The sequence below is a fragment of the Citrobacter sp. wls716 genome (assembly GCF_005280975.1).
Taxonomy (GTDB): Bacteria; Pseudomonadota; Gammaproteobacteria; order Enterobacterales; family Enterobacteriaceae; genus Citrobacter; species Citrobacter youngae.
Map to the genome: position 1 here is coordinate 20,129 of NZ_SZWX01000052.1, position 24,402 is coordinate 44,530.

The 24,402-nt window shown below is 54.2% G+C and carries 23 protein-coding genes; 6 read left to right on the forward strand and 17 right to left on the reverse strand.

Annotation, left to right across the window (positions count from 1 at the left end; translation table 11 throughout):
* Nucleotides 1-18 precede the first annotated feature (18 nt).
* Nucleotides 19-780: a uridine phosphorylase gene (udp, locus tag FDX24_RS19655; RefSeq protein WP_003017903.1), complete on the reverse strand. Its 762-nt coding sequence runs from the start codon at nucleotides 778-780 to the stop codon at nucleotides 19-21.
* Between the two features lie 265 nt (nucleotides 781-1,045).
* Between udp and FDX24_RS19660 the strand changes: the two genes are divergently transcribed.
* Nucleotides 1,046-1,852, forward strand: a complete 807-nt coding sequence (locus tag FDX24_RS19660; protein WP_137364794.1) for a dienelactone hydrolase family protein — start codon at nucleotides 1,046-1,048, stop codon at nucleotides 1,850-1,852.
* Nucleotides 1,853-1,906: 54 nt separating this feature from the next.
* Here the strand turns inward: FDX24_RS19660 and metE are convergent, their stop codons facing one another.
* Nucleotides 1,907-4,168: a 5-methyltetrahydropteroyltriglutamate--homocysteine S-methyltransferase gene (metE, locus tag FDX24_RS19665; RefSeq protein ID WP_137364795.1), complete on the reverse strand. Its 2,262-nt coding sequence runs from the start codon at nucleotides 4,166-4,168 to the stop codon at nucleotides 1,907-1,909.
* Between the two features lie 117 nt (nucleotides 4,169-4,285).
* Between metE and metR the strand changes: the two genes are divergently transcribed.
* A complete protein-coding gene (gene metR / locus FDX24_RS19670) occupies nucleotides 4,286-5,239 on the forward strand; it encodes an HTH-type transcriptional regulator MetR (protein ID WP_003841224.1) in 954 nt (317 codons plus the stop codon).
* On the opposite strand, the gene FDX24_RS19675 is transcribed toward metR, so the two are convergent.
* The 3 genes from FDX24_RS19675 to pldB all read right to left on the reverse strand — a co-directional run bounded on the left by FDX24_RS19675 (nucleotide 5,127) and on the right by pldB (nucleotide 7,934).
* Nucleotides 5,127-6,026, reverse strand: a complete 900-nt coding sequence (locus FDX24_RS19675; RefSeq protein WP_003017909.1) for a carboxylate/amino acid/amine transporter — start codon at nucleotides 6,024-6,026, stop codon at nucleotides 5,127-5,129. The two genes, metR and FDX24_RS19675, sit on opposite strands and share 113 nt — an antisense overlap.
* Before the next feature lie 75 nt (nucleotides 6,027-6,101).
* A complete protein-coding gene (yigL, locus tag FDX24_RS19680; RefSeq protein ID WP_048214085.1) occupies nucleotides 6,102-6,902 on the reverse strand; it encodes a sugar/pyridoxal phosphate phosphatase YigL in 801 nt (266 codons plus the stop codon).
* A gap of 15 nt (nucleotides 6,903-6,917) precedes the next feature.
* Nucleotides 6,918-7,934, reverse strand: coding sequence for a lysophospholipase L2 (gene pldB, locus FDX24_RS19685; RefSeq protein WP_137345896.1), 1,017 nt, complete (start codon nucleotides 7,932-7,934; stop codon nucleotides 6,918-6,920).
* 110 nt (nucleotides 7,935-8,044) lie between these two features.
* Between pldB and rhtB the strand changes: the two genes are divergently transcribed.
* Nucleotides 8,045-8,665 carry a homoserine/homoserine lactone efflux protein gene (gene rhtB / locus FDX24_RS19690; protein ID WP_048214083.1) on the forward strand — a complete coding sequence of 207 codons (621 nt, stop codon included), beginning with the start codon at nucleotides 8,045-8,047 and terminating at the stop codon, nucleotides 8,663-8,665.
* Nucleotides 8,666-8,710: 45 nt separating this feature from the next.
* Here the strand turns inward: rhtB and rhtC are convergent, their stop codons facing one another.
* From rhtC to pldA, 3 genes are all read right to left on the reverse strand, one after another.
* A complete protein-coding gene (rhtC, locus tag FDX24_RS19695) occupies nucleotides 8,711-9,331 on the reverse strand; it encodes a threonine export protein RhtC (RefSeq protein WP_003828942.1) in 621 nt (206 codons plus the stop codon).
* Between the two features lie 63 nt (nucleotides 9,332-9,394).
* Nucleotides 9,395-11,224, reverse strand: a complete 1,830-nt coding sequence (gene recQ, locus FDX24_RS19700) for an ATP-dependent DNA helicase RecQ (RefSeq protein ID WP_137364796.1) — start codon at nucleotides 11,222-11,224, stop codon at nucleotides 9,395-9,397.
* Nucleotides 11,225-11,312: 88 nt separating this feature from the next.
* Nucleotides 11,313-12,182, reverse strand: coding sequence for a phospholipase A (gene pldA, locus FDX24_RS19705; protein WP_079939623.1), 870 nt, complete (start codon nucleotides 12,180-12,182; stop codon nucleotides 11,313-11,315).
* A 289-nt stretch (nucleotides 12,183-12,471) separates the two neighbouring features.
* On the opposite strand from pldA, the gene yigI reads away from it, so the two are divergent.
* Together yigI and rarD are read left to right on the forward strand one after the other, a co-directional pair.
* Nucleotides 12,472-12,939, forward strand: a complete 468-nt coding sequence (gene yigI, locus FDX24_RS19710; protein ID WP_003017917.1) for an acyl-CoA thioesterase YigI — start codon at nucleotides 12,472-12,474, stop codon at nucleotides 12,937-12,939.
* 51 nt (nucleotides 12,940-12,990) lie between these two features.
* Nucleotides 12,991-13,884: an EamA family transporter RarD gene (gene rarD / locus FDX24_RS19715; protein ID WP_101743044.1), complete on the forward strand. Its 894-nt coding sequence runs from the start codon at nucleotides 12,991-12,993 to the stop codon at nucleotides 13,882-13,884.
* Nucleotides 13,885-13,957: 73 nt separating this feature from the next.
* Here the strand turns inward: rarD and corA are convergent, their stop codons facing one another.
* The 8 genes from corA to FDX24_RS19750 form a co-directional block, all read right to left on the reverse strand.
* Nucleotides 13,958-14,908: a magnesium/cobalt transporter CorA gene (gene corA / locus FDX24_RS19720; protein WP_003017920.1), complete on the reverse strand. Its 951-nt coding sequence runs from the start codon at nucleotides 14,906-14,908 to the stop codon at nucleotides 13,958-13,960.
* Between the two features lie 154 nt (nucleotides 14,909-15,062).
* A complete protein-coding gene (gene ysgD / locus FDX24_RS23550; RefSeq protein WP_212723238.1) occupies nucleotides 15,063-15,119 on the reverse strand; it encodes a YsgD/CorL family protein in 57 nt (18 codons plus the stop codon).
* Between the two features lie 148 nt (nucleotides 15,120-15,267).
* Nucleotides 15,268-17,430 (reverse strand): DNA helicase II, encoded by a 2,163-nt coding sequence (uvrD, locus tag FDX24_RS19725; RefSeq protein ID WP_003017922.1) that lies wholly within the window; start codon nucleotides 17,428-17,430, stop codon nucleotides 15,268-15,270.
* 188 nt (nucleotides 17,431-17,618) lie between these two features.
* The gene (yigB, locus tag FDX24_RS19730) at nucleotides 17,619-18,335 is read right to left on the reverse strand and encodes a 5-amino-6-(5-phospho-D-ribitylamino)uracil phosphatase YigB (RefSeq protein ID WP_137364797.1); all 717 of its coding nucleotides are present in this window, start codon (nucleotides 18,333-18,335) and stop codon (nucleotides 17,619-17,621) included.
* Nucleotides 18,335-19,237, reverse strand: a complete 903-nt coding sequence (gene xerC / locus FDX24_RS19735; protein WP_137364798.1) for a tyrosine recombinase XerC — start codon at nucleotides 19,235-19,237, stop codon at nucleotides 18,335-18,337. The genes yigB and xerC overlap by 1 nt, the downstream gene beginning before the upstream one ends.
* Entirely contained in the window at nucleotides 19,234-19,941 is a 708-nt protein-coding gene (locus FDX24_RS19740) for a DUF484 domain-containing protein (protein WP_048214077.1), read from the reverse strand. Before FDX24_RS19740 ends, xerC begins: the two co-directional genes overlap by 4 nt.
* Entirely contained in the window at nucleotides 19,938-20,762 is an 825-nt protein-coding gene (dapF, locus tag FDX24_RS19745) for a diaminopimelate epimerase (protein ID WP_005133314.1), read from the reverse strand. The genes FDX24_RS19740 and dapF overlap by 4 nt, the downstream gene beginning before the upstream one ends.
* A gap of 36 nt (nucleotides 20,763-20,798) precedes the next feature.
* The gene (locus FDX24_RS19750) at nucleotides 20,799-21,002 is read right to left on the reverse strand and encodes a lipoprotein (RefSeq protein WP_005133315.1); all 204 of its coding nucleotides are present in this window, start codon (nucleotides 21,000-21,002) and stop codon (nucleotides 20,799-20,801) included.
* A 137-nt stretch (nucleotides 21,003-21,139) separates the two neighbouring features.
* On the opposite strand from FDX24_RS19750, the gene cyaY reads away from it, so the two are divergent.
* The gene (cyaY, locus tag FDX24_RS19755) at nucleotides 21,140-21,460 is read left to right on the forward strand and encodes an iron donor protein CyaY (RefSeq protein WP_003828967.1); all 321 of its coding nucleotides are present in this window, start codon (nucleotides 21,140-21,142) and stop codon (nucleotides 21,458-21,460) included.
* A 46-nt stretch (nucleotides 21,461-21,506) separates the two neighbouring features.
* Here the strand turns inward: cyaY and cyaA are convergent, their stop codons facing one another.
* On the reverse strand, nucleotides 21,507-24,053 hold the full coding sequence (gene cyaA, locus FDX24_RS19760; protein WP_048214075.1) for a class I adenylate cyclase: 2,547 nt from the start codon (nucleotides 24,051-24,053) through the stop codon (nucleotides 21,507-21,509).
* Nucleotides 24,054-24,402: the final 349 nt, after the last annotated feature.

Consider the following 24,402-nt stretch of genomic DNA (forward strand, 5'->3'; position numbering starts at 1 on the left):
TTTGAATAGACGGGAGAATTACAGTAAACGACGTGCGGCTTCTACCACGATTTTCACCGCGTGACTTTCCGTTTGTTTCATCGTTTCCGCATTAGGGATCTCTTGCTGAGTACGGTTCACGATAACACCCGCGACCATACCGGCACGCAGACCCTGGCTTGCACACATGGTCAGCAGCGTGGCAGATTCCATTTCGTAGTTCATAACGCCCATAGACTGCCACTCTTCCATTGAGCCTTTGAAACGGCTCACGACGCGACCAGAGAAGGTGTCGTAACGCTCCTGGCCCGGGTAGAAGGTATCAGAAGACGCGGTAACGCCAACGTGGGTAGTAGCGCCGATAGATTTCGCCGCTTCCACCAGCGCGGTGGTGCACTCGAAGTCTGCAACAGCCGGGAACTCCATTGGCGCGAAGTGCAGGCTTGCGCCGTCCAGACGGACAGACGCCGTGGTGACCAGTACGTCACCTACGTTGATATGCGGCTGGATAGCGCCAGTCGTACCGATACGCAGGAAGGTACGAATGCCCAGCTGTGCCAGTTCTTCTACGGCGATAGAGGTTGACGGGCCGCCGATACCGGTAGAGCAAACGATCACGGCTTTACCATCCAGCTCAGCACGCCAGGTGGTGAACTCGCGATGAGATGCCAGCTTAACCGGCTTATCCATCAGCGCGGCGATCTTTTCCACACGCTCCGGGTCGCCAGGGACGATAGCAAGCGTAGCCCCTTGTAAATCGCTCTTAGTGAGGCCGAGATGAAAAACATCAGACTTAGACATAAAAACTCCTCTGTGAATCGGTTTTGTCAGAAGAAGCAAAAACACACTTTACCGAAGGCATGAACATATTTTCGTGACAGTCATCACTCTGATGTAAATCAATTGCATTCAATTACCATCAAATAGTGATGCATATCACATAAACGATGCGATGTAAGGAAGCCCTGCACAAAAGATAGCCCGTTTAAGGCAATGTGGTTCGTTGCATGTGTCTATAGTTAACAATGCGCTTTTTGGCTGAATATTTAAGGGTACGGAGAATACCATGACAACACGACAATCTGGCTTTGCACCTGCTGTATCTCCACCGACGTCTACCACGGTTCACACTCCGGATAACGCGATTATCGCCGGTGTAACGTCCATACCTTCACAAGGCGATGATATGCCTGCGTATTACGCACGGCCGCAACAGACCGATGGTCCGCTGCCCGTCATCATTGTCGTGCAGGAGATTTTTGGTATTCATGAGCACATTCGTGATGTTTGCCGTCGACTGGCGCTGGAAGGATATCTGGCTATCGCACCCGAACTCTATTTTCGCGAAGGCGATCCCAATGACTTTGCCGATATCCCGACGCTTCTAAGCGGCCTCGTCGCCAAAGTGCCTGACTCTCAGGTACTGGCCGATTTGGATCACGTCGCCAGTTGGGCCTCCCGCAACGGGGGAGATGCGCACCAACTGATGATCTCCGGATTTTGCTGGGGCGGGCGCATTACCTGGCTGTATGCCGCACACAATCCACAGCTAAAAGCGGCGGTGGCGTGGTACGGCAAACTGGTGGGCGATAAAACGCTGAACTCCCCCAAACATCCCGTTGATATCGCAACCGATCTTAACGCCCCCGTTTTGGGACTTTATGGCGGCCAGGATACCAGCATTCCGCAAGATACCGTTGAAACAATGCGTCAGGCGCTGCGCGCCGCCAATGCGAAAGCGGAAATCGTGGTCTATCCCGATGCCGGGCATGCGTTTAACGCCGATTATCGCCCGAGCTATCACGAAGAGTCCGCGAAAGACGGCTGGCAGAGAATGCTGGAGTGGTTCGCGCAATACGGTGGGAAGAAATAATTCCCGCCAGGCAAACCAATAAACAAAACGGAGGCATCAGCCTCCGTTTTGTTTTTACGCCTGACGCAGATTCTGCGCCGCTTTAACCATGTTTGCCAGCGCGGCGCGGGTTTCCGGCCAACCGCGCGTTTTCAGACCGCAGTCCGGGTTCACCCACAGACGTTCAGCCGGAATACGCTGCTCGGCTTTCTTCAGCAGAGCTTCAATCCACTCCACGCTCGGGACGTTCGGCGAGTGAATGTCGTAGACGCCCGGCCCGATTTCGTTCGGATAGTCGAACTCTTCGAACGACTCCAGTAACTCCATGTCGGAACGCGAGGTTTCAATAGTGATCACGTCCGCGTCCAGCGCCGCAATGGAGTCCATGATGTCGTTGAACTCGCAGTAACACATGTGGGTGTGGATCTGGGTTTCATCCTTCGCCACCGCCGCGTTAATGCGGAAGGCTTCCACGCCCCATTCCAGATACGCCGCCCAGTCGCTGCGACGCAGCGGCAGACCTTCGCGCAATGCCGGTTCGTCAATCTGAATGATGCCGATCCCCGCCGCTTCCAGATCAGCTACCTCGTCACGCAGCGCCAGCGCAATCTGCTTCGCGATGGTTTCACGCATCACGTCTTCACGCGGGAATGACCAGCAGAGAATGGTCACCGGTCCGGTCAGCATGCCTTTTACCGGTTTGTCGGTCAGCGACTGGGCATACTTCGCCCACTCAACGGTAATCGCTTCCGGACGGCTGACGTCGCCAATAACAACCGGTGGCTTCACGCAGCGAGAACCGTAGCTCTGCACCCAACCGTTCTGGGTAAAGACGAAGCCGTCCAGATGCTCACCAAAGTATTCCACCATGTCGTTACGCTCGGCTTCACCGTGTACCAGCACGTCGAGACCCAGACGCTCCTGTTCAACAATCGCCTGTTTGATATGTTCCGCGATACCGGTGCGGTAGTTACCGGCATCGAGGTTGCCTTTTTTGAAATCCAGACGCAGGCCGCGAATTTCCGTGGTTTGCGGGAATGAACCGATAGTGGTGGTCGGCCATGCCGGCAGATTAAAGCGGGCACGCTGCGCCTCGGCACGAACCGGATAGGCGTTGGCGCGCTGGCTGTCCTGAGCGGTGATCGCCGCCAGGCGTTTTTCCACTGCGGCGTTATGGACACGGGTAGAGTGACGACGAGCCTGAATCGGTGCGCTCCACTCGACAATTGCCGCCGTATCACCGCTGTTCAACGCATCACGCAACAGCGCCAGCTCGCCGCATTTTTGCAGGGCGAAGGCAAACCAGCTCTTCACCTCTGCATCAAGGCGGGCTTCCACGCTGAGATCGATGGGGCTGTGCAGCAGGGAGCAGGAAGAAGCCACCCACAGGTCACGTTTCCCGACGATATCTTTAATTTGTGCGTATTTTTCGCTGAGGTCGGCGCGCCAGACGTTACGTCCGTTCACCAGGCCCGCTGACAGCAGCCAGTCGGCAGGCAGACGTTTGTGCAACTCGGCGACATCATCTTTACCGTGCACGAAGTCAACGTGCAGCCCCTGCACCGGCAGCGCGGTAATGGTATCCAGGTTTGGCGTTACGCCTTCGAAGTAGGTGGTCAGCAGCAGTTTCACCTGGCCCTGCAGGGCGTCATAAGCCGGTTTAAAGGCATCCAGCCACGCTTGCGGCAGCTCCAGCACCAGAGCGGGTTCGTCAATCTGCACCCACTCAATACCCCGTTTTGCCAGCTCCGCCAGCACCTGCTGGTAAACCGGCAGAATGTCGTTCAACAGACTCAGGCGGTCAAACTGTTCGCCCTTCACTTTCCCCAGCCACAGGTAAGTTACCGGCCCCAGCAGCACAGGTTTCACCTTGTGCCCGAGTGCCAGCGCTTCGTCTACTTCATCCAGCAGTTGCGTCCAGGTCAGTTTGAACTGCTGGCCTTTGGTGAACTCCGGTACCATGTAGTGATAGTTAGTGTTAAACCATTTGGTCATTTCTGCCGCCGCCGCCGGCTCACCGGTCGGTGCGCGGCCACGGCCAATGCGGAATAAGGTATCGATATCAACCGAGCCGTCTTTATTCTGATGACGCGCCGGAACGTTGCCGAGCAGCAGGCTGGTGGTCAGCACGTGATCGTACCAGGCAAAATCACCTACCGGCAGCAGGTCAACACCCGCCTGCTTCTGCTGATCCCAGTGGCGGGCACGCAGCTCGCGGCCAACAGTCAGCAAATCTTCACGGGAAGAATTTCCCGCCCAGTAACTTTCTTGCGCTTTCTTCAACTCGCGACGCAGGCCAACGCGAGGGAAACCGAGGGTGTGATTAAGTATTGTCATTACATGCCTCTTATTTAATTTGCAGGTTTTAGCCGTCCAGATGTTTACACCGCTATATTTCGCAAGTACTGTATATTCCTCAAGCGCAATTTGTTCATGTCGAAGTGAAGGACTTTCATGATCGAGATTAAACACCTGAAAACGCTCCAGGCGTTGCGGAATAGTGGTTCGCTGGCAGCCGCCGCGGCGACGTTGCATCAGACCCAATCCGCTCTTTCTCACCAGTTCAGCGATCTGGAGCAGCGCCTTGGCTTTCGACTTTTTATCCGTAAAAGCCAGCCTCTGCGCTTTACGCCGCAGGGAGAAATCCTGCTGCAGTTAGCCAATCAGGTGTTGCCGCAAATTGGTCGTGCGCTGCAGGCCTGCAACGAACCACAGCAAACCCGGCTGCGAATCGCGATTGAATGCCACAGCTGTATCCAGTGGCTGACGCCCGCGCTGGAGAATTTTCGTGCCAACTGGCCGCAGGTGGAGATGGACTTTAAATCCGGCGTGACGTTCGATCCGCAACCAGCGCTACAGCAGGATGAGCTGGATCTGGTGTTAACCTCCGACATTCTGCCGCGCAGCGGACTGCACTATTCGCCGATGTTCGATTTTGAAGTCCGCCTGGTACTGGCGCCGGATCACCCGTTAGCCAGCAAAACGCAAATCACGCCGGAAGATTTAGCCAGCGAGACGCTGCTTATTTACCCGGTGCAACGGAGTCGACTGGATGTCTGGCGACATTTCCTGCAGCCCGCAGGCGTTAGCCCGTCGCTGAAGAGCGTGGATAATACCCTGCTGCTGATTCAGATGGTTGCAGCCAGAATGGGCATCGCGGCGTTACCGCATTGGGTGGTGGAGAGTTTTGAACGCCAGGGCCTGGTAGTGACCAAAACCCTGGGCGATGGATTGTGGAGCCGACTGTACGCCGCCGTGCGTGATGGCGAGCAGCGCCAGCCGGTCACAGAAGCGTTTATTCGCTCAGCGCGGAATCACGCCTGCGATCATCTGCCGTTTGTGCGGAGTGCGGAACGACCCACTTTCGATGTACCCACAGTGAGGCCACTATCACAGCCGCGCCAATGATGAAGCTAGGCCAGTGAGGCTGTTGATGCCAGATGGCCAGGTTGACCAACAGCCCGGCCGGCACATGCATATTGTTCATGATGCCCAACGTACCGGCATCCACCTGGGTCGCACCGTAGTTCCACATAAAGTAACCAATACCGGATGCCGCCACACCAAGAAAGACCAGAATTCCCCACTGTAGCGTGGTTGCAGGCATTTTCTGCGCATTGCCCAGCATGAACCAGGCGACGACCGCCACCATAAAGGCGCCCATGTAAAACCAGGCAAAGGCGTTGTGCTGCGGCATTGGCCGCGTTTCCATCAGACGTTTATAGCCCACCATACCAATAGCAAAGCTGATATTGGACAACTGCACCAGCAGCAGACCGGTCCAGAAGTGGCTGGTTACCTGATCGTAACGAATAATCCCCGCGCCAATCACCGCCAGTAACGCACTGAAAGCGTAGCTCCAACGCAAACGGCGCCCGCTCATCAGGTCATAAATCAGCGTGATGTAGAGCGGCGTCAGCACGGTGAAAAGCAACAGCTCTGAAACCGTCAGATACAGGTAGGCGTGAAAACTCAGCATATACATAATGCCAAGCTGCATGGCCCCCACCAGCATATACAGCGCGATTGTTTTTACGCTGTGCCCACGGGTGCGTAAAAACGGCAGGAACACCAGCGCCGCGAGTCCAACACGCACCAGCACCGCAAAATAGCTATCGACATGACCGGCAAGGTACTCGCCAAACAGGCTGAAGGAAAAGGCCCACAAAATAGTGGTAATGATGAGTAGCGCCACAATGGATGTCTCTTAGAACAGGGAACATCCATTGTAGCGGAGAGTTTAGTTGACAACTGGTCAACTAAAGAACAATCACTTTAAAAAGAGATCGCGCAGGTAGTGCGGCACGGCATCGTCGGCGTTGAGTCCGATGACTTCCAGTTCTGGGTGCAGATCTTTCAGGCGCTGGTGGGCATTGCCCATGATGCAGCCTTTGCCCGCCATGGAGAGCATTTCCGCGTCGTTCATCCCGTCGCCAAAAGCGATACAGTCTTTCAGGCTATAGCCCATCGCTTTCGCCACAGCTTCCAGTGCATGACCTTTCGACACGCCGCCCGCCATGACTTCCAGACAGGTAAGCGTAGAGAAGCTGACATTGACGCGATCGCCCCAGCGAGCGTTAATCGCCTGTTCCAGCGGCAGCAACCTTTCGTGAGAATCGGTGGTGAAAAACACTTTGCTGACGCCATCCGGCTCCAGCAGCGCAGGTTCAAACAGTGAATAATTGAATACCGCCTCTTTAAAGAAACGCATTTCTTCCGGGCGGTGGCGGTTCATGAACCACTCATCATCACGATAAACGTTGGTCACGATGTCCGGGTTTGCATTCACTACGCCAAACAGGTCGCTGGCAATGTCGCGATCCAGGTTATGGGAAAACACCAGATTCCCGTCAGAATCATGCACGCGCGCGCCGTTGGACGTGATCATGTAGGTTTTAATGCCGAGGTTATCGCGAATTTGCCCCACATCAACATGATGACGACCGGTGGCAAACACGAAGTGAACACCGCGAGCCGTCAGTAGTTTTAGCGTCTCTTTGGCATAAGGGGACAAAGTATGGTCGGGAGAAAGCAGCGTACCGTCTAAATCAGACGCAACAACCTGATACATAAGAAAATTAAACCTCTAGGAAAAGCGAGTTCCGCTGGATGAGTTATGCCTGTTGAAAAAATCAACAATAGCGTTAAGCGCGACTGAGCGCATTGCGTCCTTTTCGAAAAGGATCTCATGGTACGCGCCTTTTATGACAAGCGGCTGACCTCCTTCTACCGGATGGCCTGCTGCAGCGCGGAGTTCACAAAAACGATCGTGCATGCGGTTATCCACTACACGCTCTTCTTCGGCCTGAATCAGCAGCGTCGGCGTCGCGTCGTCTCCCGCGCCAGCCAGAACCTGTTCGCCCGCCTGAATGCCTTCACGCACCCAGTGATAGGTAGGGCCACCCACACGTAACCGCGGATCATCTGCGTAGAAGCGTAGGTTACGCCGATAGCGCTGTCGACTATGGGTGAGCGCATTCATACCGAATGGCAGCGCCCGCCAGCGACCGGTTCCCATCGCATAGCCTTCACGGATGCGCGGATGCCCTTCAGCCCAGTCAAGAATGTGGCGCACCATCCAGTCGGGAAAGCGCATCACAATACCAAACATTGGCGCGCAAAGCGCGATGGCATCACACTGATTCGGGTGGCGCTGCAGGAACAATGTGGCAATCGCTCCGCCCATAGAATGCGCCAGTATATAGCGTTTTCTCCACGGACCGGGTAGCACTTCCTGCTGCCAGAAGGCGGTTAAATCGTCAACATAGTCATTAAAGTTATCGACATGCCCGCGATGCGGATCCGAAAGCATTCGCCCGGAACGCCCCTGACCACGGTGATCGATAATGAGCACGTCAAAACCAGAATGAAACAGGTCATACGCCAGTTCAGCGTATTTCACGTAGCTTTCAATGCGTCCAGGACAGACGACGATGACGCGATCGTTTTTTTCTGCATGAAAACGCACAAAATGTACGGGGATATTATCCACACCCGTAAATTCCGCTTCTTCCCGCTGACGCCAGAAATCTGTCAGTGGCCCCATGGAAAAAGCAGCAAACGCGTTTTCTCTTGTTTCCCAGTCTTTTTGCTGCTGAAACATCGGGTATCCAGCCTCGCTGACCAAGTAAAATCGTTTTTTTCGCCGTCGCTGACACAACCTAACGGCAGTAGCGTATTGTGGCATAAAAATAGACAATCCGGGAGTTTCTCATGACCTTTGAATGGTGGTTCGCCTACCTGCTGACCTCTATTATTTTGAGCTTGTCTCCAGGCTCTGGCGCAATCAACACTATGACCACCGCCATCAGCCATGGTTATCGCGGTGCCAGCGCGTCGATTGCGGGTTTACAGACCGGGCTGGGCATTCATATCATTTTGGTAGGTGTGGGGCTGGGAACGCTATTTTCACGTTCGGTGATCGCGTTTGAGGTGCTGAAGTGGGCGGGAGCGGCCTATCTGATTTGGCTGGGTATTCAACAATGGCGCGCGGCGGGTGCTATCGATCTGAACACCATGGCGAATACACAATCGCGTAGCCGCCTGTTCAAACGTGCGGTCTTTGTGAATCTGACCAACCCCAAAAGCATTGTTTTTCTTGCCGCTCTGTTCCCGCAGTTTATCCTGCCGCAGGAACCGCAACTGATGCAGTACGTAGTGCTTGGCGTCACGACCATTGTGGTCGATATCATTGTGATGATCGGTTACGCGACGCTGGCCACGCGCATTGCTGGCTGGATTAAAGGGCCAAAGCAAATGAAGGCGCTGAACAAAGTGTTTGGTTCACTGTTTATGCTGATAGGCGCCCTGCTGGCATCGGCAAGGCATGCCTGATAACAGTGCCGGATAGCGTTAGCGCTTATCCGGCCTGAAGGAAGCTTAGCGCGAAATAATCAGGTGGATACCGAAGCCCGCAAACAGCGCGCCAGCAAAACCGTCAATCCACTTCGCCAGGCGCTGATAGCCACGACGCATTTTCGGCAGCGCAAACAGGCTGGCGACCACGGTAAACCACGCCAGCGTTTCCACGATGATCAGGGCAAAAATTCCCCAACGCGCGCCCGTTCCCACGTTGTCGCCAACAAATAACGAGAAGACGGAGCCAAAATAGATAATGGCTTTAGGGTTCGCCAGATTGGTCAGCAGACCTTTCAAAAAGCTGCGTCCGCTCTGCGCTAACTCAACCTGCGGAGTGGGAGCTGCAACATCCTGTTTTTTAAACGCGCCGCGCAGCATCTGATAACCCATCCAGCACAGATACAGCCCCCCACCTACCATAATAATGGTGTGCAGCCAGGCCATTTTTTCGATAATCAGATGCAGGCCGAGCAGTGCCACGCCAGCCCAGACCATGACGCCACAGGTAATACCCAGCACGCCCATCATCGCTTCTTTGCGCGAACGGCTAACCGCAGTTTGAGAAACAAAAAAGAAATCGGGACCGGGACTCATCAGCGCAACGATGTGCACCAACGCAACGGTGAAAAATAGCGTTAACATAAAAATGACTCGCGGGGGAATAGTTCAGTGAGTCATCATCCTGGCACTTTTTTGCCCGGCTGACTACTCTTCGTCGTCACCATCAACGTGTGCGCGAATAAGCGCCATAAACTCTTTACCGAAACGCTCAAGTTTACGCATCCCCACACCGTTAACGCTTAGCATTTCACTCGGTGAAACTGGCATCTGCTCCGCCATTTCAATCAGCGTGGCGTCGTTGAACACCACGTACGGCGGGATGTTCTCTTCATCGGCAATGGCTTTACGCAGCTTACGCAGTTTGGCGAACAGTTTGCGGTCATAGTTGCCGCCGAAGGATTTCTGCATCGCACGTGGTTTCAGCGCCACAATACGCGGCACGGCAAGCTGTAGTGGAACGTCACCGCGCAGTACCGGACGCGCGGCTTCGGTTAACTGTAATGCCGAGTGATGGGCAATATTCTGCGTCACCAGACCAAGATGAATAAGCTGGCGAATAACGCTGACCCAGTGTTCATGGCTTTGCTCGCGACCAATGCCATAGACCGGCAGTTTGTCATGAGCCAGTTCGCGAATACGCTGATTATTCGCTCCGCGCAGCACTTCCACGACGTACCCCATGCCGAAGCGTTGGTTAACACGGTAAATCGTCGACAGCGCTTTGCGCGCATCCATGAGTCCGTCGTACTGTTTTGGCGGTTCGAGGCAGATGTCGCAGTTACCGCAAGGCTCCTGACGCCCTTCGCCAAAATAATTCAGCAGCACCAGGCGACGACAGGTTTGCGCCTCGGCAAACGCCCCCATCGCATTGAGCTTATGGCGCTCGATATCCAGCAGTTGCCCAGCGGGTTTCTCTTCGAGGCAACGGCGTAGCCATGCCATATCAGCCGGATCGTAAAACAGCATTGCTTCCGCAGGCAGGCCGTCACGCCCGGCGCGGCCGGTTTCCTGGTAATAGGACTCGATGTTGCGCGGAATATCAAAATGCACCACGAAGCGTACGTTGGGTTTGTTGATCCCCATACCGAACGCCACGGTCGCCACCACGATTTGCAGGTCGTCGCGCTGGAATTTCTCCTGCACGTCAGCGCGTACGGTATTTTCCAGCCCGGCATGATAAGCCCCGGCACTGATGCCCCGGCTTTGCAGACGCACGGCGGTGTCTTCTACTTTAGCGCGACTGTTACAGTAGATAATGCCAGACTTACCGCGCTGCTCTTGCACGTAGCGCATCAGCTGATCGAGCGGCTTAAACTTCTCCATCAGCATGTAGCGAATATTTGGGCGGTCAAAGCTGCTGATCTGAATTAACGGGTCGTTGAGCCCCAGCAGACGCACAATGTCCAGCCGGGTTGTCTCATCCGCAGTCGCGGTCAGCGCCACAAACGGCAGGGTTGGGAAACGCTGACGTAACTGGCCCAGCGCCGCGTATTCCGGGCGGAAATCATGTCCCCATTGCGAAATACAGTGCGCTTCATCTACCGCCAGCAGCACCGGGTTCCAGTGCGCCAGGTTTTCAAGGAAGTTATCCAGCATCAGGCGCTCAGGCGCAATGTACAGTAAGCGAATCTGTCCTGTACGACAGCCTGCCATCACCTCAAGCTGCTGCTCGCGACTTTGAGTGGAGTTAAGGCATGCTGCGGCCACGCCGTTGGCCAGCAGCTGATCGACCTGATCTTTCATCAGAGAAATCAGCGGAGAAACAACAACGGTGAGCCCATTGAGCAATAATGCGGGAATCTGATAGCACAGGGATTTACCGCCACCGGTCGGCATAACGACCAGGCAGTCGCGACCAGAAAGCACGGTATCAATGATTTCTTCCTGACCAGGGCGAAACTGTTGGTAGCCAAAGGTTTCCTGCAAAACCTGTTTAGCGCCCATTTCCAGATTCAACACTTCCGCCTGCGCCACATTAACCCCATTAGCCTGAAATAAAAACAGGCGCTATTTTCAGCGCCTGAGAGAGAAACTGCAATGATTAAAATACTCTCAATACCTGTCAGAAGATATCGTTGAGCATCACGCCCACACCAACACGGGTCTGATTGAAGTTATAGTCAATCAACGATTCGCCGTAACCACTGTAGACCTGAGTGTATAGACGCACATGCTTCGTGATGGGGTAACTGGCTCCCAGCTCTGCGCCACCGTAGCCGGTATTCCAGTTGTACTGGCCTTTCACACTGATGACCGCGTCACCCAGGTGATAACCCATTTTCAGCTGATAGTAGCCCATATATTTTGTGATATCCGGGTTATCGTCAGTGCTGCCGATGACGTACCACGGCTTAACTTCCACCAGCCAGTTACCATTTTCAGCCATCAGACGAGTATAAAGACGGTTCCAGCTACGTGAAGTGGGATCGGAGCGGCCGTTGGAGTCATGGTTATAACCCATTTCGACATCACGAAGCGTCCAACCGGCAAAGCGATAGTCGGTGGCGAAACCGAGGAACAATTGCGGTTCGTAGTTGGTTTCGCGAAACGGTGAAGACTCTTCACTGTTAGAAAGCTGCCACCAGGATTTCTGGGTATAGGAACCACCGAGTACCGAATTCGGGCCTAATATCCCGCGCCAGAGCGGAAACGCCAGGCTTAGCTGAAATTTAACCTCATCTTTGCGCGCATTTTCGGACCAGCTATAGCTGCTGATCGCCTCTTTGTTCATGTCGCTGGTATTGGTGTAGATGAGATAGTTGGTGTCATAGGGGTACAGCGTGAAAGGATTATCGTGTTCTTGCAGCATATTGGCGATAATACTGCCTCTCACTGCTGGTGCATCATGAATCTCTTTCACTGTCGCTTCCTGCGCATACGCGGTCAACGGCAGCATGACTGCTGGTAGTAACCATCCCAGAATCGCCCGCATCAGTACTGTTCTCCTGAACCAAAATATTGATGAATTGTATAATTTTCTGACAAGTATTCTATACCCTAAATAATTCAAATTGCAGGAAGGCGGCAAGTCTGTAAACCCCAGGAGCTTACTAAAGTAAGTGACTGGGGTGAGCAGACGCTGCCAACGCACATGCAACTTGAAGTATGACGGGTATACATACTTAGCGAGTTCCTCGTTAATCATCCCGTCCTAAAGTAGAAAACAACAAATAATAATCATAATATCAACATTTCATTAACCATTGAGATGTAGGGATCGTATGTCTGCCGTACTTACTGCTGAGGAAGCGCTGAAGTTAGTGGGTGAAATGTTTGTCTATCATATGCCGTTTAACCGGGCGCTGGGACTGGAGCTTGAACGCTATGAGAAAGAATTTGCTCAATTAGCCTTTAATAACCAACCGATGATGGTCGGCAACTGGGCGCAAAGCATTTTGCATGGCGGCGTGATCGCCTCGGCGCTGGACGTCGCCGCCGGACTGGTGTGCGTTGGCAGTACGCTAACTCGCCATGAAACGATCAGCGAAGACGAACTGCGTCAGCGGATGTCACGCATGGGCACCATCGATTTGCGCGTTGATTACCTGCGTCCGGGCAGAGGAAATCGCTTTACCGCCACCAGCAGCCTGCTGCGGGCGGGTAATAAAGTCGCCGTGGCACGCGTGGAACTGCATAACGAAGAACAGCTTTATATTGCCAGCGCAACCGCCACTTATATGGTGGGGTAAGCAGCCAAAAAAAGGTAAACTGCTGTTACATTTCTGCAATGAGTTTTCCCGATGGATGCTAAACAAACGCGGCAGGGCGTGTTACTCGCTCTTGCTGCTTATTTTATTTGGGGTATCGCTCCTGCCTACTTCAAGCTGATTTACTATGTCCCGGCAGATGAGATCCTGACGCACCGCGTCATCTGGTCATTTTTCTTTATGGTGGTACTGATGAGCATCAGCCGCCAGTGGTCGGGTGTCAAAACGCTGCTTCAAACGCCAAAGAAGATCTTCCTGCTGGCGCTCTCGGCGGTGCTCATCGGTGGAAACTGGTTGCTGTTCATTTGGGCAGTCAATAATCACCATATGCTGGAAGCCAGCCTCGGCTATTTTATTAACCCACTGGTGAATATTGTGCTGGGAATGCTTTTCCTCGGCGAACGCTTTCGTCGCATGCAGTGGCTGGCGGTACTATTAGCCGCCTGCGGCGTGCTGGTACAGCTGTGGACCTTTGGATCGCTGCCAATCATCGCGCTGGGACTGGCGTTCAGCTTTGCTTTCTATGGTCTGGTGCGCAAGAAGATTGCGGTCGAAGCACAAACCGGCATGCTGATCGAAACCCTGTGGCTTTTACCCGTTGCAGCCATCTATCTGTTTGGTATTGCGGACAGCCCAACCAGCCATATGGGGCAAAACCCGATGTCGCTCAATCTGCTGCTGATTGCTGCGGGTGTCGTGACCACCATTCCGCTGCTGTGCTTTACCGGCGCGGCAACCCGCCTGCGTCTGTCGACGCTAGGTTTCTTCCAGTATATCGGACCTACGCTGATGTTCCTGCTGGCCGTCACCTTCTACGGTGAAGTCCCAGGAACGGATAAAATGGTCACATTTGCGTTTATCTGGGTCGCGCTGGCGATTTTCGTGATGGATGCGATTTATACGCAACGACGGGTACGTCGGAGCTAGGGCATTGCCGGATGGCGCTTCGCTTATCCGGCCTACAAAAGCACATCGCCGTAGGCCGGATAAGTCACCGCTATTACAGCCAGTTCTTGCGCTTAAAGTACAGATACGGCGCCAGACCGGCGAGCATCATAAAGACAATCGCCCCAGGATAACCGAAGCTCCAGTGCAGTTCCGGCATGAATTCAAAGTTCATCCCGTAGCTTGAAGCCACCAGCGTCGGCGGCAGGAATACCACAGAAACCACCGAGAAGATCTTGATGATGCGGTTCTGCTCAATGTTGATAAAACCCATCGCCGCCTGCATCAGGAAGTTAACCTTCTGGAACAGCGATTCATTGTGCGGCAGCAGAGATTCGATATCGCGCAGGATCTCACGCGCCTGCTCCAGCTGACTGCCCGGCAACCGCGCTTTACGCACCAGGAAATTCAGTGCGCGCTGGGTATCCATCAGACACAAGCGTACCTTCCAGCCGATATCTTCCAGTTCCGCCAGCGTCGACAGCGCTTCGTCATATTCATCGCCCTGACGCCCTTCCATGATCACACGGCTGAGTTTTTCCAGGTCGCTGTAAATGTTTTCGATCTCATCCGCCAGCTGTTCAATTTTGGTTTCGAACAGGTCGAGCAACAGCTCGTAGGCGTTGCCATCCACCATCGCCTGGTTACGCGCACGCATGCGGTACAGGCGAAAGGCCGGCAATTCGCGCTCACGCAGAGTAAACAGGCGACCTTCGCGAATAGTAAATGCGACGGTTGAGTTACCCGCGTGATCGTCGGCGTCTTCATAAAAGAAGAAGGAGTGAATGTGCAGACCGTCTTCGTCTTCAAAAAAACGCGCGGATGCTTCGATGTCTTCCAGTTCAGGGCGCGTAGCCAGATTCTGGCCCAAGTCCTTTTGCACACGGTTTCGTTCTTCGTCATCCGGCTCGACTAAATCGACCCAAACCGAACTGGCCAGGTGCTCGATCTCGTCTGCCTCAAGGCGAGTTAAACGATTGTTTTCCAGTTGAAATGCGCTCAGCATGACCGGGACTCCCAATGCAAAAAATTATCGGACAGTTCGGAGGGCACACAGAAACAAATTGGGTTTCAGACCATTAAACAGCCTGACTCAGCGCGACGGGAAAAAACAGAAGGTCGCTGACAACCGCGAAGGCTATCAGCAAAAAGGGATAGCCTTAGGAGTTGATCCTGGATGACAGGATAATGAGCCAGTATCTACTGGGTGTGTCCAAGGCGAATGTCCTCTTAGCGTAATCGTGCGCGCATGTTACGCCAGCAAAATTTTGACGTCAACACGCAACGAAACGCTAGCCTGGATAAATTACCTGCTCATCAGTAAGGCTAGCAGATCGTTACAAAATAATGATATTTTTCTGAAAGTTATACCGTTTCCAGTCGGGCATAGGCCGCCACCAGCCATTTAATTCCCTGCCCCTGGAACGCGACCTGCAAACGACTGTGCTCGCCGCTGCCTTCCAGATTGACAATGGTGCCCTCGCCAAACTTGGCATGGCGTACGCGCTGGCCAAGCTTGTAGCCGGTATCGTTTTCCGCCATTGGCGTGCCCATCCGCTGATGGCTCACCGGACGGCTGACCGTGGCGCGCAGACGTACCTCTTCAACACACGCTTCCGGTAGTTCACCAATAAAGCGCGACGGGCGATGGTAAACCTCTTTGCCGTACAGACGACGCGTTTCGGCGTAGGTCAGCGTCAGCTTTTGCATCGCGCGGGTTACGCCGACGTAGGCCAGGCGGCGTTCCTCTTCGAGACGTCCGCCTTCGTCCAGCGACATCTGGCTGGGGAACATGCCTTCTTCCATGCCGACGATAAACACCTGCGGGAACTCCAGACCTTTCGCCGAGTGCAGGGTCATCAGCTGAACCGCATCCTGCCAGGTATCCGCCTGCCCTTCGCCCGCTTCCAGCGCGGCGTGAGACAGGAACGCCTGCAGCGGCATTAAGTCTTCGTCTTCTTCGTTGTAGCTGAACTGGCGCGTTGCCGTCACCAGTTCGTCTAAGTTTTCGATACGCGTCTGGCCCTTCTCACCTTTTTCCTGCTCGTACATCATGCGCAGCCCGGAGTCTTTAATCACCCGGTCAGTTTGCACGTGCAGCGGCATATCGGCGGTCTCCTGGGCCAGTGCGTCAATCAGCTCCATAAAACGCTGTAAGGCGCTGGCAGCGCGCCCCGCGAGGGCTTTTTCCTGCAACAGCTCACGACAAGCCTGCCACAACGTTAGCTGGCGGTCACGGGAGGTCTGACGCACGACATCTAAAGTACGATCGCCAATCCCGCGCGTCGGCGTATTTACTACGCGCTCAAACGCCGCGTCATCATTACGATTAGCGATCAGGCGCAGGTAAGAGAGCGCATCTTTGATTTCCTGGCGTTCGAAGAAGCGCATCCCGCCATAAATCCGATACGGCATGCTGGCCTGTAACAACGCCTCTTCCAGTACGCGCGACTGGGCGTTGCTGCGATAAAGAATAGCGCATTGCTCCAGCGCACCGCCGTTGTCCTGCCAGGTCTTGATGCGGTTAACGACAAAGCGCGCTTCATCGAGCTCGTTGAACGCGCAGTACAGCGAGATCGGTTCACCGTCGACGCCGTCGGTCCACAGCTTTTTACCCAGACGTCCGTTGTTGTTCTCAATCAGGGCGTTAGCTGCGCTGAGGATATTGTTGGTCGAGCGGTAATTCTGCTCCAGGCGAATAGTTTCTGCGCCCGGGAAATCGGTGAGGAAGCGCTGGATGTTTTCCACCTGCGCCCCGCGCCAGCCGTAGATCGACTGGTCGTCATCACCCACGATCATCACTTTACCGGTATCGCCCGCCAGCAGGCGGATCCAGGCGTATTGAATGTTGTTGGTATCCTGGAATTCGTCCACCAGGATATTGGTAAAGCGTTCGCGATAGTGCTGCAGGATATGCGGTTTGTTGAGCCACAGTTCATGGGCGCGCAGCAGCAGCTCGGCGAAATCCACCAACCCGGCGCGATCACACGCTTCCTGATAGGCTTGATAAACCTTCTGCCAGGTTTGTTCAACCGGGTTACCGTAGCTTTGCAGGTGGTGCGGACGCAGCCCTTCGTCTTTCTGGCTATTGATAAACCACATCGCCTGACGCGGCGGCCACTGCTTCTCATCCAGGTTCATCGCCTTGATCAGGCGCTTGAGCAGACGCAACTGGTCTTCGCTGTCGAGGATCTGGAAATCCTGCGGCAGGTTGGCATCCATATGGTGCGCGCGCAGCAGACGGTGCGCCAGACCGTGGAACGTACCCACCCACATACCGCCCTGGCTGGTTCCCATGATCTGACCAATACGGTGGCGCATTTCCGCCGCCGCTTTGTTGGTAAAGGTTACCGCCATAATCGAGTACGGCGAGTTGTTCTCTACCGTCAGTAACCAGGCGATACGGTGCACAAGCACGCGCGTTTTACCACTCCCCGCGCCTGCCAGAACCAACATGTTGCTGCGTGGCGCGGCCACAGCCTGGCGCTGTTCGTCATTGAGGCTATCGAGCAGGTAAGAAACGTCCATTGGCACCGCCGGAATCAACAGGGCCAGTAATACACTAAGCAATTCGAGTTGCAGGAAGGCGGCAAGGGAGTTCATCCCCCGGAGCGTACTTCAGTACGTGACGGGGGTGAACGAGTGCAGCCAACGCATCTGCAACTTGAAGTGCGACGTGTATGGGCCCCTGGGAATTTATACAGAGTTGTTGGTGATTATATCAGCGAGGTCAGAGATGCCAACTGTGAAATTTCGATATGCGGCAGCAAACGACTGTCTGCGGTGTGCATCAGGTCGGCATTTTCCGGTTTGATCCAGCAGGCCTGCATACCACAACGGATGGCGCCCGCGACGTCTGTCGTCAGGTCATCACCCACATGCAGGATCTCACCCACAGGCATGTTCAGTTTTTCCGCCGCCAGCGTGTACATGTCGCTGAACGGTTTTGATCGTCCGTCGGGACCGGCGCGCAGCACAAACTCAAAGTAATCACCCAGGCCAAACAGTTCCGGCTGCGCGTTACCGTTGGTGATCGCCACCAGCGGCCATTTGCGGGCCAGCGCCTTCAGCGTGTCATGCGTCGTCTGCGGGACTTCAATGCGGCTACGCCATTTGGCAAAATTCATCATTGCCGCATTCGCCCCCATTCTGGCTTCTGCCGCCGACAAACCCGCCTCCAGCATAGCGCGCTCTACGGCACGGTGACGCCATTGGGTAACATCGTGGTAGATTTCCGGATCGGCGTCGCGAACGGCCTGACGCAAGCGCTGGAGGTCGCTATTTTGCAGCGAATTCAACGCCGGATGGTAATTCTGTACAAACGCGAGCGCTTCCTGCTCGGTGCGTGTGATAACGGGACGGTTATCGTAAAGGGTGTCATCAAGGTCAAAGGTGAGCGCAGAAATGCGCCCCAAAGGCCGGTAAAAACGCATTATTTCCCCCGTTTGGCGCGCGGATGCGCCGCATCGTACACTGAAGCCAGGTGTTGAAAATCAAGATGGGTATAGATTTGGGTTGTGGAGAGATTGGCATGACCCAATAACTCCTGCACTCCGCGCAGATCGCCGCTCGACTCCAGCATATGCGTCGCAAAGGAGTGGCGTAGTTTGTGGGGATGTACGTGGCTGTTCAGCCCCTGCTTGATACCCCATTCAGCAAAGCGTTTCTGCACGTTCCGCGCAGAGATGCGTTTGCCCAGTTTTGACACAAATAGCGCATCGTCATCGCAACCAAAGAGTCCGCGCAGATCCAGCCAGTGCTCAATCCACGCCACCGCATTGCGGCCAATCGGCAGGCGGCGCTCTTTACTGCCCTTGCCCATCACCCACACTTCGCCGGTGTCGAGATCGAGATGTTTAATATCCAGCCCAACCAGTTCAGATAAACGCAGCCCGGCACCGTACATCACTTCCAGCATCGCACGGTCGCGCACGGCGAGGGGATCGTTGAGATCGATATCCAGCAGGCGATTAACGTCGTCGACGTCGATATTTTTGGGTAAATGGCGCGGCGCTTTGGGTGCGGAAACGCTTTTTGCCGGATTGGCGTTCAGCTCGCCCTGACTGACCATCCAGTCGAAGAAACTGCGCAGTGCAGACAGGCGCAAAGCCAGACTCGCCGGTCCCAGCCCTTTACGGCGGCTGCGCACGGCAAAACTACGAACCATGAGCGCATCACACTGCTGCCAGCTTTGCAGACCGGTTTCACCGGCTAACGCGATGATGGCATCAAGCTGACGCTGATAATTAAGCAATGTGATCGGGCTAAGCTGGCGCTCAACGCCCAGATAGCGCAAAAAGCGCGCCACATCCTGAGAAAGGGGTGAATCGGTCATACGCGTTCAATCCAGCGCTCCAGCAGCTCCGGCAACATCAGCGAGATTTCCTGCAGCAATTGCGTGCCTTGCCCCTGCTGGTAATGATTAACATCACGACTGCTAAACAGCATCACGCCAAGGGATCCATCCTGCCCGAGCATCGACATCGCGACTGAGCCTATGGCTTTCGCCTCCGGCATCATCACCAGCAATTCCGGACCATTAAGCGGCCCAAGATAGTGCTGCGACTGACCCAAACGCTGGATACGCAACGGTTCAAAAGCCTGACGGCTTAATGCCAGATGGGTGAATTTTGAGGGCGCGCCAAGTCGCCAGCGATCCGGGAACAAACGAATCGTCGCTCCCGCCAGCCCTAACTCACGCGCCCAGCGATGAAATCGCATCAGCATGTCGTCGAGACTGTTCGCGGACACCAGTCGTCCTTGCAGATTTAACAGTCGATAGAACAGGCTTTCGTTGGCATTCGCTTGTTCCATCAACAGCGCCATGTTCTCTTCCAGCACGTTGATATGATTGCGTGCCCGAGCCATATGCCATTCAACTAAAGAGACCGTGCCCCGCACCGGGTGCGGGACGCGCATCGCTTCAACCGCTTGAGCATTACGGATAAAAAACTCAGGATTACGTTGCAGATAATCGACGACCGCCCGGTCGTCCAGTTCCATGAGCGTTTCCTGTAGTTCTTCCCCTGGTTGCTTCATAAGTGAATAAATCCGTCGTAGACATGTGCCGCCGGGCCAGTCATATATAACGGATGACCCGGACCTTTCCAGGCGATATCAAGTCGACCGCCCGGTAATTCCACCCTCACTTCATCTGCCAGCAGACCCTGCTGAATACCAACCGCAACAGCGGCGCACGCCCCGCTGCCGCAGGCCTGCGTTTCACCCGCCCCGCGCTCATAAACACGCAGTCGAATATGCTCACGCTTGACCACTTGCATGAAGCCGATATTGGCGCGTTCAGGGAAGCGCTCGTGACTTTCCAGAACCGGTCCCAGTGTTTCTACCGTGGCCGTATCAACATCATCAACCTGAATCACGCAGTGCGGATTCCCCATTGAAACCACGCCGCACAATACTGTCTGCTCGGCCACTCGCATAATATAGGTCTTCTCTGCTTTATTGGCACGAAAAGGGACCTGCGAGGGTTCAAAGTTGGGTTCACCCATGTTGACCCGCACCAGCTCATCATCCGTTACGCTTAATACCATCCGGCCATTCGCGGTACTGACGCGAATATCGCGCTTATTGGTCAGCCCTTTCAGGCGAACAAAGCGGGCAAAACAGCGGGCGCCATTGCCACACTGTGACACTTCACTGCCGTCGGCATTAAAAATACGGTAGTGGAAATCCAGCTCCGGATCGTATGGAGGCTCAACCACCAGCAGTTGATCAAATCCAACGCCGAGATGTCTGTCGGCCAGGCGGCGGATCAGCTCGGGTGAGAAAAAGACATTCTGCGTTACCGCGTCGACGACCATAAAATCGTTGCCAAGGCCATGCATTTTAGAGAATTGCATTGTTTACTCCGTTCACGCGGGTACAGAAACTTACCGTCAGTAATTCACCTGAGAAGGTCCATCACTGATTCCACGATCGTTTTTATCTGGCGTCGTAGATTGTGCTGGTGACTGAATGCTCTTCGTCGGAGGCGGCGCGTTTTTGTCTGCTGGCGGGAAATAGAGAGGTCCCTTCAGACCACAGCCCGTCAGGCTGAACAGTGTAAAAAGTACAGCGAGTGCCTGAAACACGTTTTTCATTATGGATTGCCTGTAAGTTCATGCTTTCTGTTTTCTATCATCGCAGGAGAAGGCGTAAAAGCAAGAGTTTGGCTAAAAACTGCAACGTGATTTATTCCGCGTTATACTGCGACCATCACGAAAAACAGGATAAAAAAATGAACGACAGTGAATTTCATCGCCTTGCCGACACCCTGTGGATGACCATTGAAGAACGCCTGGACGACTGGGACGGCGACAGCGATATCGATTGTGAAATCAACGGCGGCGTGCTGACCATCAGCTTCGAAAACGGCAGTAAAATTATCATTAACCGTCAGGAGCCGCTGCACCAGGTGTGGCTGGCGACCAAACAGGGCGGCTACCACTTTGATCTGAAAGGCGACGAGTGGATCTGCGATCGCAGCGGCGAAACGTTCTGGGATCTGCTGGAACAGGCGGCAACGCAGCAGGCAGGTGAAGAGGTGAGCTTCCGCTAAGTGTGATTGCCGGATAAGGTGTTTACACCGGCATCCGGCATCATGTTCACGAAAAATACTGCTGCAACAGCGGCGTGTCGTTATCCTGACTGGTTTGCGGGACTGGACTAATCGGCTGGGTGCGGAACGGGATCACCTGCGCGCGCCCGTCAGTTTTCACAATCTGATAAAACTGCGGCAGGTTAAAGTTGATAAAACTGGAGCCGTAAGTGAACCGATCGTGCGACGATGAATAGAAACGGCTGACGTCGCGTACCAGTTCCTCTTTGCTACCTTCGCAGTGGTGATACACCTCGACCCGGTTACTCTCGTCCAGAATGTAGATGTTAAAGCCCTGCTCATCACCCGTTTCTTCGAAAAAGAACTGAATGATCCCTTCACTGGCAAATCCGTCCACCACCGACGGGAGTTTCACATGGTTGGTTTCAACCTGGACGGAAAGCCCGTGCAGTTTGTTATGTGAAATCGCGCCATAGAATTCAATCGCGTTTTCCAGCTTCTGTACCGAGACGTTCAGACGTTCGAAGAACAGTCCCCATGTCTGGCCGGAAACACGCAGTGCTTTAAAGCGTCCGGTTTCCTGGCGCGTACTGGACAGGCGTAATTCGATGCACTCAGACACCAGTTGCTGTACGCGAGTACGAATTAAACCGCGCAGATGCTGGCTATAGCAGAAGACCTCGACGCTATCCGGCGGTGCGGCATCCTGATGCATTTTGCCCAGAATCGTTTTTAACGCTTCAATCATCGCCTGCTCGCCGTTGAAGTGCAGGGTTCGCACTTCATTCCACGAGTTGCGATACAGCAGGTCTACGCTACCCACCAGACAATTTTGCTCTTCGCCAAAGCTGAAGACATCCAGCTTACGGAAATCAAAATGCACCACCTGATTGCGAAACGCCGCCGTCGGGTCATATTCGAGGTTAACGATAATCGCCAGGTGGCGAATTTCGCACGGGCTATAGAGCGCTTTCGGCGTTGGCGCAGGCAGTCGCAGCGGGAAGTGGTGCGACACATCAGCGACCATCTCCTGCAGCTTCGGCAAGTCGACAATACCGTTACCCTTAATAAACAAATGCGTACGCGAGGTCAGCAGACCGTTAAACCACGCCCACGCTACCAGCTTATTGAGGTAGCGGTTATATTCCAGCGGCTGATGGCTGATGATCGAATCCATGTTAGGCGCGCGGTTGTAGAGATACCAACCCGAACGGTTAGCGCGACCTGGCGGCACGTGGATAAAGGTCAGATTGGGTTCTGAGAGATCCGGTGAGATCTGCGGGTTCACCAGCGTCACTTTGCCGGGCAAGGCTTCAAATGCGGCATACAGCTTACGGGTCAGCACGCCAATATCCTGCGGACTGGCGCTGACGCTAAGATTGTTACGGCGCGCAAAGCGGATCAAATTACGATAGCTCTGCATCATTGCGTCGAGCAGTTCGTTGTGCGCTTCGCGTACCTGGTCAATTTTCCAGTTAGCGCGATTATCCAGCATGGTCAGACGGGCTTCATCCCAACCCCACTCTGTCACTAACTGACTTAATACTTCACGACGCCAGCCCACGCAGGCGCGTTCACGGCTCAGTTTCTCACAGACTTTTAAGTAGAAACATCGACGCACTAAATCCAGACGCGTCGGGTCTTCGATCGCCGTGAGGTATTCGGTCACGCGCTCCAGCATCATGCAGTATGGGTCGAGACCAAAAGAGACAATCTCGCCGTCGTGCAGGCGCTGTTTAATGTCTTTCGCCAACAGGCGTGGATTGGGGTATTCCCAGGAATAGGCTTCCAGCAGCAGCGTTTTCAGCACCGCTTTGTACGGGGAGTCGATACTCTTGTACAACTGCCAGAGGCTGGCGCCAAAATACTCTTCGGCAGAGAGCGAACTGAGCCCGCCGAGATCCAACCATTCGTTTGGCGTTAGCACCCCTTGTGCGTAGAGCGTCATGACGTAATCGTCGTAATGCTCTTCTTCGTCGCCCGGCACCATATTCCACAGAATACGTTTACCCGCGAGGCGCACAGCGGTGCGATAGAATTCATCAAGCAGCAGAATATGCTGCGTCGAGCCACAGTCCTCACCACCCAGACTGCCGCTTTCATTGTGACGGAAACGGTTTTCGTCAATCAGGAAGAAACTGACTTCCACGCCCAGCGACGCGGCCCAACTTTCCAGCAGGCTACATTTACGCTGCAGCAACTGGCGCTCTTCGCTATCCAGCCAGGATTGATGGCAGACCCAGATATCAAGGTCAGACGAACAGCTCTGCCCTACCGAAGAGGTACTGCCCATCGAGTAAACGCCGGTGATCGGCAGTTCGCCCTTTGGGGGATCCTGCGGCGACATACCGCGGTACAGTTCCAGCTCATTCAGGTAGTGGCGTTGGGTTTCATCAGGCGTGTAAAAGCATATGCCTTTGGGAACGTTACCATCGAGGTAACCCGGCATCAGTGGGTGGTGGTAGTGCAATAATGTCGGCAGCAGACTGTATACCTGCTGGAAGGCAGGTCCCATGGCAGCAAGCGCGCGATCCACACGCAGTTGATTTATGGCATCCAGTCTCTGTTTCAGAGTCTCAATATAGAGGTACAAGACGTATCGCCTGATGTTGCATCCGTCATGGTGTCGATAGCGGCGGCGCAAACGCTCACCACCCTCGTTATCAATCCGGATAAACCGTATGTCAAAAATAACCGTTACCTTTTTCACCTGCACTTTTATTAGTTACAGATGAAAAAATGGTCTAAAACGTGATCAATTTAACACCTTGCTCATTGACCGTAAAGAAAGATGCGCTACTTACAAGTGTAGCACCGTTCGTTACGTGTAAATTCCTTCATACGGTCGGGAGGTTTCTCGTCATTAATCACTGCCAGTGATGATGCAGCGCCTTTTCCTCTCACTTACGTTTGAGCGTAACGCTGACATCCCTTTGATAAGG